21 protein-coding genes and 2 tRNA genes are annotated in these 18,324 nt (G+C 37.7%); 14 read left to right on the top strand and 9 right to left on the bottom strand.

Features of this window, described 5'->3' with window-relative positions; translation table 11 throughout:
• Positions 1-6: 6 nt before the first annotated feature.
• Both CHB58_RS03765 and CHB58_RS03760 read left to right on the top strand, forming a co-directional pair.
• A complete protein-coding gene (locus CHB58_RS03765) occupies positions 7-741 on the top strand; it encodes a type II toxin-antitoxin system RelE family toxin (protein WP_089322777.1) in 735 nt (244 codons plus the stop codon).
• Positions 741-1,748, top strand: coding sequence for a KamA family radical SAM protein (locus CHB58_RS03760; RefSeq protein ID WP_089322776.1), 1,008 nt, complete (start codon positions 741-743; stop codon positions 1,746-1,748). Before CHB58_RS03765 ends, CHB58_RS03760 begins: the two co-directional genes overlap by 1 nt.
• On the opposite strand, the gene CHB58_RS03755 is transcribed toward CHB58_RS03760, so the two are convergent.
• The 5 genes from CHB58_RS03755 to CHB58_RS03735 form a co-directional block, all read right to left on the bottom strand.
• Entirely contained in the window at positions 1,749-3,203 is a 1,455-nt protein-coding gene (locus CHB58_RS03755) for a leucyl aminopeptidase (protein ID WP_089322775.1), read from the bottom strand. It abuts the gene before it with no gap.
• A gap of 13 nt (positions 3,204-3,216) precedes the next feature.
• Positions 3,217-3,624, bottom strand: coding sequence for a rhodanese-like domain-containing protein (locus CHB58_RS03750; RefSeq protein WP_180706424.1), 408 nt, complete (start codon positions 3,622-3,624; stop codon positions 3,217-3,219).
• Positions 3,625-3,655: 31 nt separating this feature from the next.
• Entirely contained in the window at positions 3,656-5,188 is a 1,533-nt protein-coding gene (locus tag CHB58_RS03745; protein ID WP_180706423.1) for a multiheme c-type cytochrome, read from the bottom strand.
• Between the two features lie 126 nt (positions 5,189-5,314).
• A tRNA-Arg gene (locus tag CHB58_RS03740) sits at positions 5,315-5,391 on the bottom strand.
• A 21-nt stretch (positions 5,392-5,412) separates the two neighbouring features.
• A tRNA-Pro gene (locus CHB58_RS03735) sits at positions 5,413-5,490 on the bottom strand.
• 120 nt (positions 5,491-5,610) lie between these two features.
• Here CHB58_RS03735 and fabD point away from each other — a divergent pair.
• Genes fabD through CHB58_RS03720 form a run of 3 tightly spaced genes read left to right on the top strand, consistent with a single transcriptional unit; the run spans position 5,611 to position 7,475 of the window.
• On the top strand, positions 5,611-6,543 hold the full coding sequence (fabD, locus tag CHB58_RS03730) for an ACP S-malonyltransferase (protein ID WP_089322772.1): 933 nt from the start codon (positions 5,611-5,613) through the stop codon (positions 6,541-6,543).
• 1 nt (position 6,544) lies between these two features.
• Complete coding sequence (gene pncA, locus CHB58_RS03725; RefSeq protein ID WP_089322771.1) at positions 6,545-7,141, top strand: bifunctional nicotinamidase/pyrazinamidase; 597 nt, start codon at positions 6,545-6,547, stop codon at positions 7,139-7,141.
• On the top strand, positions 7,125-7,475 hold the full coding sequence (locus tag CHB58_RS03720; protein ID WP_089322770.1) for an Hpt domain-containing protein: 351 nt from the start codon (positions 7,125-7,127) through the stop codon (positions 7,473-7,475). The genes pncA and CHB58_RS03720 overlap by 17 nt, the downstream gene beginning before the upstream one ends.
• On the opposite strand, the gene CHB58_RS03715 is transcribed toward CHB58_RS03720, so the two are convergent.
• The 4 genes from CHB58_RS03715 to purS are packed head-to-tail and all read right to left on the bottom strand — an operon-like array spanning position 7,465 to position 9,996.
• The gene (locus tag CHB58_RS03715; protein ID WP_089322769.1) at positions 7,465-8,571 is read right to left on the bottom strand and encodes an HD-GYP domain-containing protein; all 1,107 of its coding nucleotides are present in this window, start codon (positions 8,569-8,571) and stop codon (positions 7,465-7,467) included. The genes CHB58_RS03720 and CHB58_RS03715 overlap by 11 nt on opposite strands.
• Positions 8,571-9,047, bottom strand: coding sequence for a deoxycytidylate deaminase (locus CHB58_RS03710; RefSeq protein ID WP_089322768.1), 477 nt, complete (start codon positions 9,045-9,047; stop codon positions 8,571-8,573). The genes CHB58_RS03715 and CHB58_RS03710 overlap by 1 nt, the downstream gene beginning before the upstream one ends.
• Positions 9,044-9,742, bottom strand: coding sequence for a phosphoribosylformylglycinamidine synthase subunit PurQ (gene purQ / locus CHB58_RS03705; RefSeq protein ID WP_089322767.1), 699 nt, complete (start codon positions 9,740-9,742; stop codon positions 9,044-9,046). The genes CHB58_RS03710 and purQ overlap by 4 nt, the downstream gene beginning before the upstream one ends.
• Complete coding sequence (purS, locus tag CHB58_RS03700; protein ID WP_089322766.1) at positions 9,739-9,996, bottom strand: phosphoribosylformylglycinamidine synthase subunit PurS; 258 nt, start codon at positions 9,994-9,996, stop codon at positions 9,739-9,741. The genes purQ and purS overlap by 4 nt, the downstream gene beginning before the upstream one ends.
• 87 nt (positions 9,997-10,083) lie before the next feature.
• On the opposite strand from purS, the gene CHB58_RS03695 reads away from it, so the two are divergent.
• The 9 genes from CHB58_RS03695 to lysA all read left to right on the top strand — a co-directional run bounded on the left by CHB58_RS03695 (position 10,084) and on the right by lysA (position 18,163).
• The gene (locus CHB58_RS03695) at positions 10,084-10,587 is read left to right on the top strand and encodes a CPBP family glutamic-type intramembrane protease (RefSeq protein ID WP_089322765.1); all 504 of its coding nucleotides are present in this window, start codon (positions 10,084-10,086) and stop codon (positions 10,585-10,587) included.
• Between the two features lie 19 nt (positions 10,588-10,606).
• Positions 10,607-11,086 (top strand): signal peptidase II, encoded by a 480-nt coding sequence (lspA, locus tag CHB58_RS03690; protein WP_089322764.1) that lies wholly within the window; start codon positions 10,607-10,609, stop codon positions 11,084-11,086.
• Between the two features lie 47 nt (positions 11,087-11,133).
• A complete protein-coding gene (gene mdh / locus CHB58_RS03685) occupies positions 11,134-12,075 on the top strand; it encodes a malate dehydrogenase (protein ID WP_089322763.1) in 942 nt (313 codons plus the stop codon).
• 11 nt (positions 12,076-12,086) lie between these two features.
• On the top strand, positions 12,087-12,932 hold the full coding sequence (locus tag CHB58_RS03680) for a fumarate hydratase (RefSeq protein ID WP_089322762.1): 846 nt from the start codon (positions 12,087-12,089) through the stop codon (positions 12,930-12,932).
• An 84-nt stretch (positions 12,933-13,016) separates the two neighbouring features.
• A complete protein-coding gene (locus CHB58_RS03675; RefSeq protein ID WP_089322761.1) occupies positions 13,017-14,207 on the top strand; it encodes a pyridoxal phosphate-dependent aminotransferase in 1,191 nt (396 codons plus the stop codon).
• Positions 14,207-14,716, top strand: coding sequence for a hypothetical protein (locus CHB58_RS03670; RefSeq protein WP_089322760.1), 510 nt, complete (start codon positions 14,207-14,209; stop codon positions 14,714-14,716). Before CHB58_RS03675 ends, CHB58_RS03670 begins: the two co-directional genes overlap by 1 nt.
• A 2-nt stretch (positions 14,717-14,718) precedes the next feature.
• Positions 14,719-15,480 carry a tRNA1(Val) (adenine(37)-N6)-methyltransferase gene (locus CHB58_RS03665; protein WP_245807329.1) on the top strand — a complete coding sequence of 254 codons (762 nt, stop codon included), beginning with the start codon at positions 14,719-14,721 and terminating at the stop codon, positions 15,478-15,480.
• Positions 15,481-15,562: 82 nt separating this feature from the next.
• Positions 15,563-16,861, top strand: a complete 1,299-nt coding sequence (locus CHB58_RS03660; RefSeq protein ID WP_180706422.1) for a ComEC/Rec2 family competence protein — start codon at positions 15,563-15,565, stop codon at positions 16,859-16,861.
• Between the two features lie 39 nt (positions 16,862-16,900).
• Positions 16,901-18,163, top strand: coding sequence for a diaminopimelate decarboxylase (gene lysA / locus CHB58_RS03655; RefSeq protein ID WP_089322758.1), 1,263 nt, complete (start codon positions 16,901-16,903; stop codon positions 18,161-18,163).
• Positions 18,164-18,324: the final 161 nt, after the last annotated feature.

Genomic DNA, 18,324 nt, shown 5'->3' with positions numbered 1-18,324 from the left:
AAAGTCATGGAGAAAGGATTTAAAGATATAGAGAATTACTTTCTTTCTGTTGCCCAGCAGAATGAGAAAGTTGAAAAACAGGTAAAGGTGAAACAGAAACGTCAGGTGGATTACTCTAAAAGGATAAGGCATTTAAACGAGAAGTTAAAAGGAAAAGACGCGAAAATAAAAGAGCTTTTTGCTCAGTTAACTGTTTTAAGGGAAAAAGTTTCAAAGCTTGAGGAGGAAAACAGGGAGCTTGCTAAATTTAGAGAAAACAGGGAGTTGCTTGAAAAATATAAAGAGCAGATAGAGACCTTAAAAAAGGAAGTGGCAACTCTTAAAGCGGATATTGTTGAAAAAGAGAGAAAGATAGAGGCACTTCAATCATCCGAAATGCCAAAATCAAGGGTAGAGCTTTTTATAGAGGTGGCTTTAAACAGTGTGGCTTCTTCAGTAGCTCTTAAAAACGGGATGAAAATTCTCTTTTCCAAAAGGTTCAGAAAGGATATTGTAAAGGAGATTTCCTGCAGGCCGTTTCTTTTTGAAAACTTTATATCGGCTCTTTCAAGGTGTGAAACCACATCAAGACTTTTAAGAAGAGACAAGCAGGAGATTTACAGGATAAGGGTTACTTCCCCTTACGGTGAATACAGGGCTATCTATACAAAGCTTGATAAAGATACTGTAAAGTTTCAGAGGTTCGGTCAGAGAGATTCCATATACAGTGAGCTTGATGCCTGTGGATGGAGTTTTGATTGATGCTTGGTTCTCCTTCCGATTTTCTTCCTTTTTTCTCTTTAAACCGAAAGGAGATTGATGACGGTGAGAGGGTATGCAGTGAGTATCCTGTAAGAAGCACCGAGTATTATGCTTCCCTTGCGGACAGGAATAATCCACTTGATCCTATAAAAAGGATGGTTTTTCCTTCTCTTTCTGAACTTTCCCAGTTTGTTTCAGAGGATCCTTTCAAAGAAGAAGAGCAATCTCCCGTTCCCTTTTTAACTCATAAATATCCAGATAGGGTTTTAGTGATTATTACAAACTACTGTCCTGTTTTATGCAGATACTGTATGAGGAAGCGAAACTGGAAAAGATCCACCTTTGTAATCGGTCAAAAAGAGACAGATGAGATTGTTAACTATGTGAAAGAGAAAAGAATACGGGATGTTCTTATTTCAGGAGGTGAACCTTTATCTGTGGATTTCCAGATTCTTGAATACTTGCTTTTGAAATTAAAAGAGATTGATACGGTTGATGTTATAAGAATTGGAACAAAGCTTCCTGTTGTTGCTCCTTATCTTTTAACAGATAGAATTGTGTCTCTTCTTGAGAAAGCAGAGAAGGTCTGGGTTAACACCCACTTTAATCATCCTGTTGAAATAAACAACTATTCTTGTGAAGCTGTAAGAAAACTTCTTAAAGCCGGCGTTCCTGTAAATAATCAAACAGTGCTTCTAAAAGGTGTTAATGATGATGCTGAAACCCTTGAAAAACTTTTTTCTCTACTTCAGAAGATAAAGGTGCGTCCCTACTATCTTTTTAGATGTGACCCTGTGAAAGGTGTTTTCCACTTTGCCACATCTGTTGAAAAAGGGTTGGAAATAATGAGAACTCTGAAAAAAAAGCTTTCTCCCCTTGCACTTCCCTACTATGCGGTTGATACATTTAAAGGGAAGGTTATTCTTTTTCCTGAAGGTGCAGAGTATAAAAAAGCTAAGGATGGATACCTGTTTAATGTAAACGGAACAGATATCCACCTGCCTTGATTATCTGTTTTTAGTTATAAACTCTGTAATTGTTCTAACAGGTTGACCTGTGGCTCCGAAAGAGTAATATTTCCATTCTTTCTCTATAAAAGCGGGACCTGCTATGTCAAGGTGTATCCAGCTTTTAACGTTTTCTTCTACGAAATTTTGAAGGAACAGAGCGGCTGTTATTGCTCCTCCAAAGCGAGTTTTCCCGACATTTTGAATATCACTTTGAGTTCCTTTAATCTCTTCTTTAAGGTCTTCGTCAAGCGGTAAATGCCACATTTTCTCACCGGTTTTCTGGGAGAGTTTTTGTAGTGAGTGGGCAAGTGCTGTGTCTTTTGAGAAAAGACCGGTTGTATAGTTTCCAAGGGCTACCACACAGGCTCCTGTAAGAGTTGCCATATCTATCATCAGGTCCGGTTTAAGTTCACTGCCGTAGATGAGAGCGTCAGCAAGAATCAATCTTCCTTCAGCGTCTGTACTGTGGATTTCAACAGTTACTCCATTTTTGTATTCTATTATGTCATCAGGGCGGTAAGCTTTTCCATCAGGCATATTTTCAACAGCCGGGATAAGGGCATGAACTTCAATATCTGGTTTTATTTCACCGATTGCCTTCATGATTCCTAAAACTGCGCAGGCTCCTGCCTTATCCATTTTCATCCTTTTCATATACTGTTCCGGTTTAAGGTTTAGTCCGCCACTGTCAAAGGTTACTCCTTTTCCGACAAGCACAACTTTTTTGGTCGGATTTTCAGGTTTGTATTTAATGTGGATAAAGCAGGGAGGATTTTTACTTCCCTTTCCAACTGTCAGGATTCCGTTCATACGATTTTTTTCAAGTTCTTTTTCTGTAAATATTTTGCATTTAAATCCATACTTCTTTGATAGTGATTTTGCTGTTTCAGCAAGAGTCTGAGGGGTTATCACATTTCCCGGCTCATTCACAAGGTCTCTTGTAAGGTTTGCAGCTTCTCCGAGAATCTGACCTCTGAAAAACTCTTCTTTTAGATTTTCTTTGCCGTAAACAGTTATCTCTTCAATATTGATTTTTTCTTTCAGGTATTTGTTGAATCTGTAAGCTGAAAGGAGTATTCCTTCGGCGAGGGCTTTCTGTAAATCTTCTCCCTTTTTTTCAATGTTAAAGTTTAATACAGCTACTTTTTTTAGCTTTCTGTTTAGCGCCTCAAAAATCCCTTTCCCTATTGCTTTCCTTATCTTTTCTTCGTTTATTTCACTTTTTTTGCCTGCTCCTGTAAATATAAAAACCTTTCCCCCTGATGAAGGAATTAAAGCTGTTTCCCCTTCTTTACCTTTAAATCCAAGACTTTTAAGCTGTTCTGATGTTATTCCCTCTTTTTTCATTATTTCCGCAATTTCCGTAGATATTCTGTTGTTTTCAAAGCAGCATATTATCGCGTTTTCTCCTTTTTTAAGTGCTACTTTCTTCTCCACATAGTTTATCTTCATAACCTTCTCCTTATTACTGTTCTTTAACTAATTTATATCCTGCTTCACTCCAGCCTACTATGCCGTTTTCAAGGTTATATATTTTTTTAAATCCTTCGGCTATAAGAACTCTTGAAACAACTTTTCCGGTTCTCCCATCTCGTGAACAGATTATGTAAGGTTTGTCTCTGTCAAGATTTTTTATCTTTTCAAAAAAATCTCTTGACATAAAATTGTAATTTTTTGCTCCTTTTATGTGTCCAAGTGTAAACTCTTCCGGTGTTCTTACATCAAGAACGGTTACTCCCTTCTTTATAAGGGATGCTGCCTTTTGCGGAGTAATGGTTGTAAATGAGTTGTTTTCGTTTTTTCCAGAGCATGAGAAGAGAAAAAGAATAATCGTAAGAAATGAGAAAAGTTTTATATAGTTTTTACCTGTCAACCTATCCTCCCATTTTATGTTTCAAGGAGGATTATAACAGAGGGGGAGAATTTCCCCCTTCTATTTTGTTTTTTTCCTTTAAGTTTTTGAGCATTTCCATCTCTTTTATAGTTTTTCCAAGTTGCCACTTACCGTTTGCAAATGTTGTGTAGTCCGCGCTTCCCATGGCAGCTCCGTATCTTATAGAAGTGCCGTAGAACAGCCAGCTTTGTGTCCAGAGTCTTTCTATCGGTTCATCAAACGGATTTTCACCTTGCGGTAGGCCTTTTTCAATATTTTTCTTCCATACATCAACAAGAAGTCCTGTTGCCTGGAGTATCTGTTTATTGGAGTAGGCTATCATTTCATCCATCTCTTTGAAATGATTGTCTATTAATGTTTGAGCGTGGCATGCACTGCACACTTTTTTCATTGTGTTAAGTCTTTTAGCAACTTCATTACTGTCTATTACTGCTGACTCTACAGGAGTACCGTCAAGTTCATACGGAAGTGGAAGTCCCATACTGTTTTTAACTGTGTAGGTTTTTGAATATTTTATATGAGGAACGGCGTAAATACCGAGTAATCTATACGGTAGCCTATCTGTTAATTTGTGAGTTCTTTTAGCTATTACATTTCCATTTTCATCAACTATCTGACTTATATGGCACGATGCACATGTTGGAGCTGTAAAGTCTTTCCCTGCTATCCATTCAGGATTTTCGTAGTTCCATTTGTTACCAAGAGATTTATAGATACTTCCGTGCTTACTTGTCATGTAAACTTTGTAAGCTGGAACATCTGGTCCTTTGTGGCATTCTCCACATGTTTCAGGTTTCCTTGCCATTTCCATGGAGAAGGAGTGTCTTGTGTGGCATGCACTACATGAGCCTTTTGAGCCGTCGGGATTGATTCTGCCAACTCCGTGATTTGGCCAGCCTTCAAGTATCGGGAATTTCATTTTACCGAAAGGAGTATTTTTCTCTTCGTAACCTTTTACTTTTACAACCGTTCCGTGACATTTTAAACATGAAGTAGCAAAATCCTTTTCGGTGGGTTCTTCAAGAATGGCTTTTCCGTTGTGGTATTTAATTGAGGTTACTGTTGTGGAAGCAAGGGTGTGATACACAGGGTTTTTCATAAGATTTGCATAAGCATTTGCTTTAAGGCTCTGAGAGAATTCTTTTGCTTCAACAGGATGACATTTAGCACAATCGTTTGGAGTAACGACTATATGCACTTTAAATCCGTTGTGGTCAAACGTGTCTTTATGTGCTTCCGGATTTTGAGTGTGACACTCTGCACATCCAACAACCACATTTTCAAGTTCTGCAGGAACAGAAGAGGCTGAAACAAGTCTTTTATCAGGGTCTTTTTTTAGTGCTTCAGCCATTGTGATTTTGGCGTGCTTACTTTTCTCCCACTCTGCAACTATACCAGGTGTAACAACTTTATGACAGTTTATACACTGCTGGGTGGCTTTACTTATTTTCGGTTTTTCCGGTTCTACTTTCGTTTCTTTTGTTGTTTGTTGGCATGAAGAAATTATAAGACCTGCAAGGAGAAGCCCGATTTTTTTCTTCATCACACCTCCAGTGTAATTTATTATCATTTAAAATAATACAACTTTGGAGGTGCGATTTCCATAACTTAATTAAATGAGAAATGGAATTTTACAGGAAGTTTGCTGGAATTTGCGGAAAATTTACTGTGGCGGGCCCGGGAGGATTCGAACCTCCGACCTACGGATTAGAAGTCCGTTGCTCTATCCAGCTGAGCTACGGGCCCTTTAATTAAGGCGGGATAAAATGGTCGGGGCAGCCCGATTTGAACGGGCGGCCTCGTGCTCCCAAGGCACGCGCTCTAACCAAGCTGAGCTATGCCCCGAATTGACAGAGGTAAATATAGGATCTCTGCCGGTGGCTGACAAGGTGTTTGTAAAAAATTTTTAATTTTCTCTTTTAAAAATGGTAAACTAAATGTAAATAAACTGTTTGGAGGCTGAGCATGTCAGTTGCTTTTATATTTCCCGGCCAGGGTTCTCAGTATGCAGGAATGGGAAAAGAACTGTATGAAACTTTCAAAGAAGCAAGAGAAGTATTTGAGGAAGCGTCTGATAGAGCAGGAATAGATATTGCAAAACTATGTTTTGAGTCTTCAGATAAAGAGTTAACACTAACTTACAACGCACAGCCTGCGATTCTCACTTTAAGTATGGCTGTTTTGAACATCCTAAGAAAGAACGGTTTTGATGTAAATCCCCGTCTTGTTGCTGGCCACTCTTTAGGTGAATTTTCTGCCTGCTGCGCTGCTTACGGTTTTTCCGTGGGAGATGGAGCTTACCTTGTTAGAAAAAGGGGAGAGTTTATGCAGGAAGCTGTTCCAGAAGGAGTGGGAGGAATGACCGCTGTTATAGGTCTCCCTGCTGATAGGATAGAAAAGGTTTTAAAAGAGATTAAAAGTGGTTTTGTTCAGGTAGCAAATTACAACAGTCCTGAGCAAACAGTAATTTCCGGAGAAATTAAAGCTCTTGAAGAGGCTGAATCTCTTTTTGAAAAAGCTGGGGCTAAAAGAATCGTTCGTCTTGCAGTTTCCGCTCCTTTTCATTCTACTCTTATGAAACCTGCTGCTGATAAACTGCGAGAGGAGATGGAGAAGATAAAGTTTAATACCTTAAAAATTCCCCTTCTTAACAATGCAGATGTAAAGGAGATTGTTGATGTTGATGAGTTGAAAGATTCTTTTTACAGACAGATGTTTTCGCCTGTTAGATGGGTTGAGGATATAAATTATATGGAAAGAGAAGGTATAACTGTTTGTTATGAGATAGGGCCGAAAAACGTTTTAAAAGGCTTAATGAGAAGAATTACGAGAAATATTAAGGTTATAAATATTGAAAAACCTAAAGATATAGAAAAGGTTTTAGAGGGGAAAATCTGATATGAAAGTGATGCTTACTCCGTTTGACGCTCTTATTGTTGTTGATGTTCAGAAAGATTTCTGTCCTGGCGGTGCTCTGGCCGTTCCTGATGGAGATAAGGTTGTTGAACCGCTGAATAGGTATATTGACCTTTTTAAAACAGCCGGTCTTCCAATTTTTGCAACAAGAGACTGGCATCCTGAAGAGCATATCTCTTTTACCATTAACGGAGGTTTATGGCCTGTTCACTGCCTTCAAAATAGTGAGGGAGCGAAATTTCATGATGGGTTGAAACTTCCACCAGATACTTTTATTATAAATAAGGGAGATAGACCGGAACTTGAGGCTTATTCTGGATTTCAAGCTACTCTCCTTGAAAGTTTATTAAAGGAAAGAGGGATTAAAAGAATCTTTGTGGGCGGACTCGCTACCGATTACTGCGTTAAAAATACAGTGATCGGAGGCTTGAATTTAGGATTTACTGTTTTTGTTTTACTTGATGGTGTAAAAGCAGTAGAGGTTAAACCTGGTGATGGAGACAGAGCTTTAAAGGAAATGTTTTCAAAGGGTGCCGTGGGAATTGTAAGGGAGGAGGTGTTTTATGGAGATAGAGTATGATTTAAGCAGAATTGATGAAAAACGTTTAAAAGATGCTACCGTTTCCTACTTGAAAGGGATGGATTTTGATGATGAAACAGCTTGTATGATAGCAAATACAGGTGTTGATAATTTGAAAGAAAATATAGAAGAACTTATTAAACTGCTTAACGGCGGAGAGCTTCAAAAGGCAGCTGATGCAGCTCATACAGTAAAGGGTATTTTATGGAATATGGGACTTCAGGAAGAGGGAATGCTTTTTAAAAAGCTTCAGCTTGCTATTCTTGACGGTAAGCCTGTGGAAGAGGTGGTTCAGCTTTTAGAAGATGCTCTTGATACTATTTCTAAGGAGTAGGTAGATTATCAATCTCTGTGTTAAGAAGTGAGGAGAAGTAGGGGTGTTCTACTGATAGCTCCTCTTTTATTTTAATTATTTCATCTTTTGATTTTATGAATACATCCACGATTTTCGGGTCAAATTTTTTCCCGGCATTCTCTCTTATAAACTCAAATACTTTTTCAGTTTTCCATCCCTTTTTATAAGGTCTAACTTCCTGTAAAGCATCAAACACATCGGCAACAGATACTATTCTTGCTTCAACCGGGATTTCCTTTCCTTTCAGGCCGTAAGGATAACCCGTTCCGTCCCAGTTTTCATGGTGGAAAAGGGCTATTTTTGCTGCCATCTGAATCACTTTAACTTTGCTGTTTGCAAGAAGTCTGTAACCGTATATTGTATGCTTTTTCATAATTTCAAACTCTTCTGGAGTTAGTTTTCCTTTCTTTTTAAGTATATTATCCGGAATTCCTATCTTTCCTATGTCATGGAGAGGAGCGGCAAGGTATATATCTTCTGCAAAACTTTCACTGTAACCGAGCTTTTGAGCTATCAACTTTGAGTAGGAAGCCACTCTCTCTATGTGGTCTCCGGTCATTTCATCCCTAAACTCTGCAGCCATTGAAAGACGAAGAATAATCTCTTTGTCTCGCGTTTTTATCTCTTTTAAGTTTCTTTCTATCTCATACTTTAAAAGTTCTGCTTTATTTTGAAGAAGTTTCTCCTTAAGGCGCAGTCTCAAAAGATTTCTTACTTTTGGAAGAAATTCCAGTTTGTCTATCGGTTTCGTCAGAAAATCTGTCGCCCCAAGCTGAAGAGCTTCCCTTTTAATGTTTCTTGCATGTTCTGCCGTTACCATTATAAAAATAACAGATTCTCTATCTGGAAGATTTCGTATCTCTTTCAAAAGCTCTATACCGCTCATTTCAGGCATTACATAATCGGAAATAACCATGTCAACATCATTTTCCTCTATGAAATCAAGTGCATCTTCAGGGTTTTGAAAAGATTTTGTTTCTATTTGAATGGGAAATTCTATCTGCTTTATTAACTCTTCCATAAATATGAGAAAAAACGGCTGGTCATCTATAAGAACAATAATCATCTTCTCCATCAAGTTTCTTCCTCAACGATAACTTTGAAGGATTTATCAGCTTTTACAACTTCAAGCTTTGCCTCTTTTGCAAGCTCTTTCGCAAGCCAGTCTGGATAACCTTCAACATATACAACCTTTTTAATTCCCGCATTTATTATCATTTTTGTGCAAAGGCTACATGGGCAGTGGGTGCAGTAGAGAATAGAATTTTTTGTTGATACGCCGTGTAAAGCGGCCTGTATTATTGCGTTTTGCTCTGCATGTAATCCTCTGCACAATTCATGCCTTTCACCGCTTGGAACATTGAGTTTTTCTCTTAAACATCCGACTTCATCAGGGTGTTTCAATCCTGATGGTGGACCGTTGTAACCTGTTGCTATTATTCTTTTATCCTTAACAAGCACCGCTCCGACCTTTCTTCTCAAGCAGGTGGAGCGGCTTGAAACCATATAGGCTATTGAAAGAAAATAATCTTCCCATGATGGTCTTTTCATACACTTCCTGCTACACTTTCAAGTATAGATTTAAACATTCTAAGTCCGTCGGTGCTACCTAAAATTGATTCCGATGCCCTTTCCGGGTGTGGCATAAGGCCGAAAACGTTGCCTTCCCTATTGCATATTCCTGCTATGTTGTTTAAGGAGCCATTCGGGTTAAACTCTTCTGCCACTTCACCAGAAGGTGAGCAGTAACGAACAACAACTTGTCCGTTATCTTCAATCTCTTTTAATGTTTTTTCATCGCAGGTATAATTGCCTTCGGCGTGGGCTATGGGAATATGTAAAACCTCTCCTTCTGAGTAGAGATTTGTGAATGGTGTTTTGTTATTTTCAACTTTAAGGTGAACAAATTTACATACAAACTGAAGATTTTTATTCGGCATCATAGCTCCTGGTAAAAGCCCCATTTCAAGGAGTATCTGAAAACCGTTACATATTCCCATTACAAGACCGCCTTTCTGGGCAAATTCATATATGGCCTCTGAGATAGGGGAGAGTTTTGCCATCGCACCTGCACGAAGATAATCTCCGTATGAGAATCCGCCTGGAACTATTATGCAGTCTACGTTGCCGACACTTTTCTCTTCATGCCAGATGTATTTAACTTCTTTTCCCAGAACTTTCTCAATTACCCAGCCTATATCTCTGTCACAGTTGCTTCCTGGATAAACAGGTATTCCAAATCTCATTTTTCACCCTCAATAGTGTAAGTATATTCTTCTATCACAGGATTTACTAAAAACTTACGTGCCATTTCTTCAATCTCTTTTTTCACCTCTTCTTTATTTTCCGCTTCTATTTTCATAGTAATATATTTTCCTACCCTTACATCTTTTACTTTTTCAAAACCGAGGCTGTGTGCAGCTTTCTCAACTGCCACTCCCTGAGGGTCAAGGATACCTTCTCTGTAAGATATGAAAACTTTAACATTATAAGTTGCCATAACCGTCACCTCTATTGCATAATTTAGAAGAAATTTTAGCATAAAAGGAGGTTTGGTATTTTAAAGCGATGTTCTCGGTGTGAGTTTATGAAGCCATATTTCGGTTTTTTTATAGGGGAAAGTTTAAGTCTCTATCTTTTCCCGCTCCTTGAGCCGATTATTAATGCGTTTTTTCTTCTTTTTATCCCTGTAGTTGTTTACAGGAAAACACCTGCACAGCTTGGTTTCAAAAACTTTGGGAAAGGGTTTTTATACGGGCTTACAGCTTTAATGTTTCTGCCTTTTTTGAGAATTATACCTTCTCCTGCACCTTTTATAGACGGTTTTTCTCAGGCTGTGTTTTTCAAGGGTTTTTTTTATTCTGTTTTTGAAAATGAGATGCTGTTTCCGAAAGTTTCCCGCTTAAACTTAATTTCAAGTTTTCTCTATTTTCTTGTGTTCTTTGCTGTTAGTGGCGGCTCTTTTTATGCTTTAAGTTTTTTTGCAGTTTCTTTTATTTCAGGGCTGCTTTATGAAGAGAGCGGTTCTATAGTCTCTCCGATAATTTTTCATGTGGCTTTCCTTTTCTCTTCCCTTTCGGCGATTTTATAGATATTTATGGAGGTGACTGTTGCTTGTTTTTTTGGTTGCAGTTTTTGTTTTTGTTCTTGATAGGATGACCAAACTCCTTGCCCTCAAATACCTGAAGGGAAATGTTATTGAAGTTGTTCCAGGTTTTTTTAGACTTATCTATGCTGAAAATAAAGGTGCGGCTTTCAGCCTTTTCTCTTCCTTTTCAGGTATCGGAAGGTTTGTTTTTCTGATTCTTGTTCCACTTATTGTGATAGCTGGAATAATTTACGTTTTAATTTACAGAAAGGAACTTTCTTTTATTGAGAGAATCTCTTTTTCTCTCATACTTGGTGGTGCTGCGGGGAACCTGTATGACAGGGTGGTTTACGGTAAAGTGATAGATTTTCTTGATTTTTATATAGGAAAGTATCACTGGCCTGCGTTTAATGTTGCGGATATTGCTGTGTTTTTAGGTACGGTAGCTCTGTTTCTTTACTATTTCTTAAAATCATCCAGGGAAGATAATGTGATACAATAATTACCCTGCCTTTTCTCATTTAAAAAACGACTTTCAGGAGGCAAAAATTGGAAAGGAAAAAAATAACAATAGTTGGTGCCGGGAATATTGGAGCTACACTTGCACTTCTTCTTGCAAGAAGGGAAGTTGCGGATGTTTATCTTATTGACATTGACGAGGGAATAGCAAAAGGAAAAGCTCTTGATATTATGGAAGCTTCCCCTATTCTTGGTTTTAACTCAAGGGTTTACGGGACAGGAAATTATGAAGATACTGCAAACTCTGACCTTGTTGTTATAACTGCAGGGTTTCCCAGAAAACCGGGGATGAGCAGGGATGACCTTCTGTTTAAAAACTTTGAAATTGTGAAAAGTGTAACTGAACAGGTAAAAAAGTATTCACCTGAAGCTTTCATCATTGTTGTTACAAATCCTCTTGATGCCATGACCTATACAGCCTTGAAAGTTTCAGGTTTTCCGACAAACAGAGTGATGGGTATGGCAGGTGCTCTTGATGCTGCAAGGTTTGCTTATTTCCTTTCTGAAAAGACAGGTATCTCTGTGGAAAACATAAGGGCTTTTGTTATAGGAAGTCACGGTGATGATATGGTGCCACTTAAAAATTACACCACAATAAGCGGTATTCCTGTTAGATATTTTCTTTCTGATGAGGAACTTGAAAAGCTTATAGAGAGAACACGTTTTGCCGGTGGAGAGATTGTTTCTCTTTTAAAACATGGAAGTGCCTTTTACGCTCCTGCTGCTTCCATTCTTGATATGGCTGTATCAATTCTCTGGAATAAGAGAAAGATTATCTCCTGTAGTGTTTATCTTGAAGGAGAAGCTGGAGAGTATTATGGAGCAGAGGGCCTTTGTGTTGGTGTTCCGGTTGTTCTTGGTAAAGATGGAATTGAGAAAGTTATAAAGCTTGAGCTTTCTGATGATGAGTGGACACAGTGGAGAAAGTCTGTTGAGTCTGTGAAAAAGCTTGTTGATAAACTACCTCTTTAAGGGGAATCGGAATGAGAAAGATAGATGTAAAAGAGATAAAAGAAGCTGTTAAGAGACTCTGTATGGAAGCAAACTATTATCTGCCTGAAGATGTACTTTCCGCTTTTGATAAAGGTATAGATAAGGAAGTGTCTCCTGTTGGCAAGAATGTTCTTGAGATTTTAAAGGAGAACGCTTCAATAGCTGCCAGTAATCAGGTGCCTTACTGTCAGGATACCGGGTTTGCTGTGTTTTTTGTTGAGATAGGGCAGGATGTTCAGGTAGTTGGTGGTGATATAAATGAAGCTATAGAGGAAGGTGTGGCTGAAGGTTATACAGAAGGATATTTGAGAAAGTCCATAGTAAGTGACCCTCTTTTTGACAGGAGAAACACCGGGAATAACACTCCACCGATAATTCATTACAACGTTGTTCCTGGAGATAGACTTAAAATCAAAATGGCGGCAAAAGGTGGTGGTAGTGAGAATATGAGCCGTCTTGCTATGCTCAAACCTGCCGATGGTGTTGAAGGGGTGAAAAAGTTTGTTCTTGAAACTGTAAGTGAAGCTGGTCCAAATCCCTGCCCTCCAATAATTGTTGGTATCGGAATAGGTGGAACTTTTGAAAAGGTTGCATATCTTGCTAAAAAATCTCTGATGCGTCCTATTGGAGATAGGAATAAAGACCCGCGATATGCAGCTCTTGAGGAAGAACTACTTGAAAAGATAAATAAACTTGGTATAGGACCTGCAGGGTTTGGCGGGAAAGTTACAGCTCTTGACGTGAAAATAGAATGGTATCCCTGCCATATAGCATCTTTACCTGTGGCTGTTAATATTCAATGTCACGCTTCAAGACATAAAGAGATAGAACTTTAGTTTCGGGAGGATTTCCCTCCTGCTTTTTTCAACAAAACTTCCATAGGTTATAATTCTCTTATAACTATTTTCCGGAGGATTACTATGCCTTTACTTTCTCATAGAGTGAGAAACATGGCTCCATCTCCTACAATGGCTATAACTTCAAAAGCAAAGGAGATGAGGGCAAAGGGAATAGATGTGATAGGTTTTGGTGCTGGAGAGCCTGACTTTGATACACCTTCTCATGTGAAAGAGGCAGCTATAAAAGCTATAGAAGAAGGATTTACAAAATACACTCCTGCGGCGGGTATTCCTGAATTAAGGGAAGTAATAGCACAAAAACTTTTAAGAGAGAACGGGATAGAGTATTCTTCATCTCAGATTGTTGTTACAGATGGAGCAAAATTTGCCCTTTTTTCTTTAATGCTTTCTGTAATAGATGAAGGAGATGAGGTAATTATTCCTGCCCCTTACTGGGTTACCTATCCTGAACAGGTTAAGTTTGCTGGTGGAAAGCCAGTTTTTGTAAATACATCAGAGGAAAATGGGTTCATATTTACTCTGGAGCTTTTAGAAAAGGTTGTAACCGAAAGAACAAAGCTTTTAATACTTTGCTCTCCAAGTAATCCGACCGGTGCTGTTATTCCTGAAGATGAACTAAAAAGGATAGGGGAGTTTTGTGCTGAAAAGGGTATTCTTATAGCTTCTGATGAATGTTATGAAAAGCTTGTTTATGAAGGTGAGAAGCATGTTAGCATAGCTTCAATATCTGATGAGTTAAAAGAGATAACAATTACAATTAATGCCCTTTCAAAGGCTTATTCAATGACAGGATGGAGAGTAGGTTATGCTGCCGGACCTTCTGAGATTATATCTTCAATGATAAAGATAAATTCTCAGTCTGTTTCAAATGTAAACTCTATTGCTCAAAAAGCTGCGGTTGCTGCTTTGACAGGCCCTCAGGAGTTTTTGAAAGATTGGCTTAAAGCTTTTGATGAAAGAAGACGTTATATGGTGGAAAGATTTAACTCTATTCCTGGAGTTTCATGCACTGTTCCGAAAGGAGCTTTTTACGCCTTTCCCAACATAAAGAAGGTTTTAGAGAGAGGCGGATTTAAGGATGATTTTGAGTTTGCAGATTTTCTTATTGAAAATGCAAAAGTAGCAGCTGTTCCCGGTTCTGCTTTTGGATATCCAGGCTACATGAGATTCTCTTATGCTACATCAATGGAAAATATAAAGAAAGGTCTTGATAGATTTGAAGCGGCTGTTAGACTGATAATGGAGAAATGATGAAGGAATTTAAAACGGATAAAGTTTATCTGCTGTCTTATTTGGTGCTTTCGTGTCTGTATGTGCTGTTTCTTGCTGTTGTTGCTTTTAAATATGGAATAAATCTTAACTTTTTTGTTCTTGTTTTGTTGATGCTCCCGATTCTTATCAGGGTTTACTCTCTGATTAAAAAGAAAATACAGATTTCCGATAATGGTATAGAAATAGAAGATATTTTTAAAAGTGGTTTTGTTAGGTGGAGTGATATTGACTCTGTTGGTATTTCAATGAGAAGAAAGATATTTTTGATACTTTCCTTAAAAGATGGAGGAGCTTTTCTTATTGATGATAATGTAGAAGGGTTTGAGGATATTTTAAAGGAAATTGAAAAACATGTTCCTAAAGATAGATTACCTGAAAACTGGGAAGAAGCGGTTTCCTCGTATAAACCTTCAAGAAGCGGAATTTTTCTTGTCTTACTTGCAATTTTGGTTATTCTTTACGTTGTTTTTAAATCTTTTATGGGTTAGATGTGATTGATGCAAATGAGCTTGATAAAAGCACATTTTTAAAAGAAGATATTGTTATTTATCAAAAGAAGAAAGGATTTAGGTTTGGGACGGATACTTTTCTTCTTGCCGACTTTGTAAAGTGCCATTCTGGAGAAAAATTTATAGACCTTGGGACAGGAAGCGGAATTATTCCTGTTCTTCTTCTTAAAAGGTTTCAATCTCTGGTGGGAGTTGCTTTAGACGTTCTTCCTGAATGTGTTGAGCTTTCCAGATTAAATGCTGAAGTTAACGGTGTGTCGGAAAAACTAAAAGTAATTTGTCTTAATGTTAAGGATGTGAAGAAAACTTTTAAACCAGAAACCTTTGATGTGGCTATTACAAATCCCCCTTTTAAAGAGTGTTTCAGAGGTTTTATAAATCCTGATAATATGAAAGCTATTGCAAGGCATGAGATAGAAGGGACTTTAAAGGATTTTATAGATGCAGCAGCTTATCTTTTAAGATGTAAAGGAAGATTCTATATGGTTTGTCCTGTTGAAAGATTTGCTGATGCTTTATGTTTTTGCAGGCAGAATTTTTTAGAGCCGAAAACGGTAAGATTTGTTCAACCGTTCCCTGATGAGAATGCTAATCTTTTCCTTCTTGAAGCCCGTAAAAGGGGAGGTAAGGGGCTTAAGGTTCTTCCGCCACTTGTAATTTATAGGAACAGAGAAAGTCGTGTTTATACAGATGAAATGGTAGAGAAATACAGGAATTTTTTTAATAAGGATGGAAAGGCATAGTCTTTTTGTCTTAACGCTTTTGTTTCTTTCTGCTTTTTTAAAGTTAAAAACGTTATTTCTTCTCCCATTTCTGGTTTTCTCTGTGTTTGTTTACACAGTTAGATTCTCCTTTAGGGATCTCTTTTTTTCTGCTGTTTGCGTTGCTGTAGCTGTTTTTCTCTTTAGTGGTTTAAAGTGGCATAAAGACTCTTTCAAAGTTAAGTGGATATTTGATTCTGATAATAGGATTGCTCTTCTTTCAAACGGCAGGTATGTTCAGGTTGATGATGGGATCTTTGTGGGTGACGTGATATCTCCTTCTGGAGAAAAAATCTCTTCAGGTGGTATCTTTTCTTTCTTTGAAAGAGAAAGATTTGAGATTGCAAAAAAGATAGAGGAAGAGTTTGAATATCCGGTTTCCTCTCTAATAGAGGCGGTTACCCTTGGGGTAAGGTATAATCTACCAGAGGGTTTAAAAACCTATATGCTTTTAACAGGTACATATCCTTTTATAGCTGTATCAGGACTTCATACTGGAATTGTGTTTGGACTGCTTATGCTTCTTTTTTTTCCGTTATCAAAAGAGAAAAGGTTTACTCTTTCTGCTGCGGTTTTAACCGTTCTACTTCCGTTTACAGGTTTACCTGTCTCTGTTTTAAGGGCTTATTTTTTTATCGTTTTTGTCGGTTTTCTAAAACTTTACGGTAGAAAAGTTGATTATCTGTATGTTTTGCTTTTAACAGCTTTTCTTTTATCTTTTTCTGAAATTTCCACTGGATTTATTCTCTCTTTTCTTGCTGTCGCCGGGATAGCTATCGGAATGGATAAAGGAATTAAAGGAAGAATTTTTGCCGGGACATTTCCGTTTCTTTTTACAGCTCCGTATGTTGTCTATAAGTTTAAAGTGATTAATCTTTTTGCTCCTGTTTCTATTTTTCTTCTGTCTTTGCTCTTCTCAGCTTTTTTACTTTTCTCTTTTCTTTCAGAGATAACTTTTTTTAAAATTGAATTGATAAACAGCCTGACCTTTAAGCTGGGTGAGCTTTTTATTCTTGGGGTGAAGAAGCTATTTGTTCCGTTTTCTGCTGGAGTTGTTTATTCTGCTCCTCCTTCAGGGTGGATTTTTCTAATTACTTTTACAGTCTTTATACTGGTGGTTTTTGCAATTAAAAAAGAGTTTATATTTGTTGCTCTTTCTATTTTCCTTTTAAGTTTGCCATTGTTTAGAGAGTTTAAATCAGGAGAAGTTCTAACAATTAAAGGGAAGAGTTTAAATAGTGCCTATTTTATTGCCGGTGATGGACAGCAGTTAAGGAATTGTTTGATTAAAACAGATTATGTTTTTCCCTTTGCTGAGAACGTTTTAGAAATGAAAGGAAACAGGATTATTATAGAAAAATAGTTTAAAATTAAACCTCAACTACTATCTGGAGGTTTTAAGTTGGAACTTCTTTTCCCTTTCATAGGATATAGAAATGATGAGCTTTATGTTGAAGAGTGTGCTGTAAAAGATATTGGAAATAGTGTGGGGACTCCTGTTTATATTTACAGTAAAGCTGCGTTTGAATACTGGTTTAAAGAGTTTGACGGTGCTTTTGATGAGGTGGAAAGAATCACGGCTTTTGCTGTTAAATCCTGTTCAAATCTTGCTATTTTAAGACTTCTGTCAGAACTTGGAGCCGGTGCTGATACTGTTTCAGCTGGAGAGATATTCAGGACTATTACTGCCGGAATACCTTCTGAAAAAATCGTTTTTGCAGGTGTTGGAAAAAGAGAAGATGAGATGGAATATGCACTTTCCTGCGGTATTTTGATGTTCAATGTTGAGTCTGAAGATGAGCTTGATGTTTTAAACAGTGTTGCAGAGAAACTTGGAAAGGTTGCAAGGATTGCTTTAAGGGTTAATCCTGATGTTGATCCTAAAACTCATCCTTACATTTCTACCGGCTTAAAAACCAGTAAATTTGGAGTGGATATTGAAAGGGCTTACGATATCTATTTAAAGGCAAAAAACCTTAAATTTGTAGAACCTGTTGGTGTGCATTTTCATATAGGTTCTCAAATTACTGATGTTTCTCCTTTTGATGAAGCAGCTGGAAAAGTAGCAGACCTTGTTAAAGTTTTGAGAGATAAAGGCATTGAGATAGAGTATTTTGATGCTGGTGGTGGTCTTGGAATAAACTATAAACCCGATGAAGAGGTTCCTTCTGCAAAATCCCTTGCTGAAAAGATTGTTCCGTATGTAAAGGAGCTTGGATGTAAGCTTATAACCGAACCAGGAAGGAGAATTTCAGGAAATAGTGGTATTCTTTTAACAAAACTGCTTTATGTAAAACGTAATGATAGAAAAACTTTTTATATTGTTGATGCCGGGATGAATGATTGTATGAGACCTTCCCTTTATAACGCTTATCACCATATAGTTCCTGTTGTTAGAGGAGATTCTAAAGAGATAGTTGATATAGTTGGTCCTGTTTGTGAGACAGGAGATGTTTTTGCTTTTGACAGAAAGATAGGAAAGTGTAAAAAAGGAGACTACCTTGCTATTTTAAGTGCGGGAGCTTACGGATTTACAATGGCTTCAAACTACAATTCAAGACTTAGGCCTGCAGAAGTTCTTGTTTTTGAAGATAGATTTTCAATTATAAGGGACAGAGATAGTTTTGGAGACCTTATAAAAGGTGAAAAATTTTTTAATAGGTAGGGGGTGAGCACATTCTCCCCACCCTTTTCCAATACCCCCAGCCTATTAGCCACCACAAAAACATCCTCAAGCAGCACAACAGGGAAACAAGCAACATTAAGATTAAACAAACAATCCCACTTACTCTTTAAAACCTCAAAAGGCGTTCTCCCATTCATACC

Origin of the sequence: Desulfurobacterium atlanticum, assembly GCF_900188395.1 — a bacterium.
In the GTDB taxonomy this organism is placed as follows: domain Bacteria; phylum Aquificota; class Aquificia; order Desulfurobacteriales; family Desulfurobacteriaceae; genus Desulfurobacterium_A; species Desulfurobacterium_A atlanticum.
Note: the sequence above shows the minus strand (reverse complement) of the source record. Positions and strands in the feature narration are given on the sequence as shown.

Excerpts from the sequence above, each read along its gene's own strand:
- CHB58_RS03710 (WP_089322768.1), bottom strand. The coding sequence starts at position 9,047 with ATGAAAAGACCATCATGGGAAGATTATTTTCTTTCAATAGCCTATATG.
- CHB58_RS03765 (WP_089322777.1), top strand. The coding sequence starts at position 7 with ATGGAGAAAGGATTTAAAGATATAGAGAATTACTTTCTTTCTGTTGCC.
- CHB58_RS03715 (WP_089322769.1), bottom strand. The coding sequence starts at position 8,571 with ATGGAGAAGATGATTATTGTTCTTATAGATGACCAGCCGTTTTTTCTC.
- fabD (WP_089322772.1), top strand. The coding sequence starts at position 5,611 with ATGTCAGTTGCTTTTATATTTCCCGGCCAGGGTTCTCAGTATGCAGGA.
- CHB58_RS03755 (WP_089322775.1), bottom strand. The coding sequence starts at position 3,203 with ATGAAGATAAACTATGTGGAGAAGAAAGTAGCACTTAAAAAAGGAGAA.
- CHB58_RS03745 (WP_180706423.1), bottom strand. The coding sequence starts at position 5,188 with ATGAAGAAAAAAATCGGGCTTCTCCTTGCAGGTCTTATAATTTCTTCA.
- CHB58_RS03670 (WP_089322760.1), top strand. The coding sequence starts at position 14,207 with ATGAAGGAATTTAAAACGGATAAAGTTTATCTGCTGTCTTATTTGGTG.
- CHB58_RS03720 (WP_089322770.1), top strand. The coding sequence starts at position 7,125 with ATGGAGATAGAGTATGATTTAAGCAGAATTGATGAAAAACGTTTAAAA.
- purQ (WP_089322767.1), bottom strand. The coding sequence starts at position 9,742 with ATGAGATTTGGAATACCTGTTTATCCAGGAAGCAACTGTGACAGAGAT.
- pncA (WP_089322771.1), top strand. The coding sequence starts at position 6,545 with ATGAAAGTGATGCTTACTCCGTTTGACGCTCTTATTGTTGTTGATGTT.
- CHB58_RS03695 (WP_089322765.1), top strand. The coding sequence starts at position 10,084 with ATGAAGCCATATTTCGGTTTTTTTATAGGGGAAAGTTTAAGTCTCTAT.
- CHB58_RS03675 (WP_089322761.1), top strand. The coding sequence starts at position 13,017 with ATGCCTTTACTTTCTCATAGAGTGAGAAACATGGCTCCATCTCCTACA.
- purS (WP_089322766.1), bottom strand. The coding sequence starts at position 9,996 with ATGGCAACTTATAATGTTAAAGTTTTCATATCTTACAGAGAAGGTATC.
- CHB58_RS03760 (WP_089322776.1), top strand. The coding sequence starts at position 741 with ATGCTTGGTTCTCCTTCCGATTTTCTTCCTTTTTTCTCTTTAAACCGA.
- CHB58_RS03680 (WP_089322762.1), top strand. The coding sequence starts at position 12,087 with ATGAGAAAGATAGATGTAAAAGAGATAAAAGAAGCTGTTAAGAGACTC.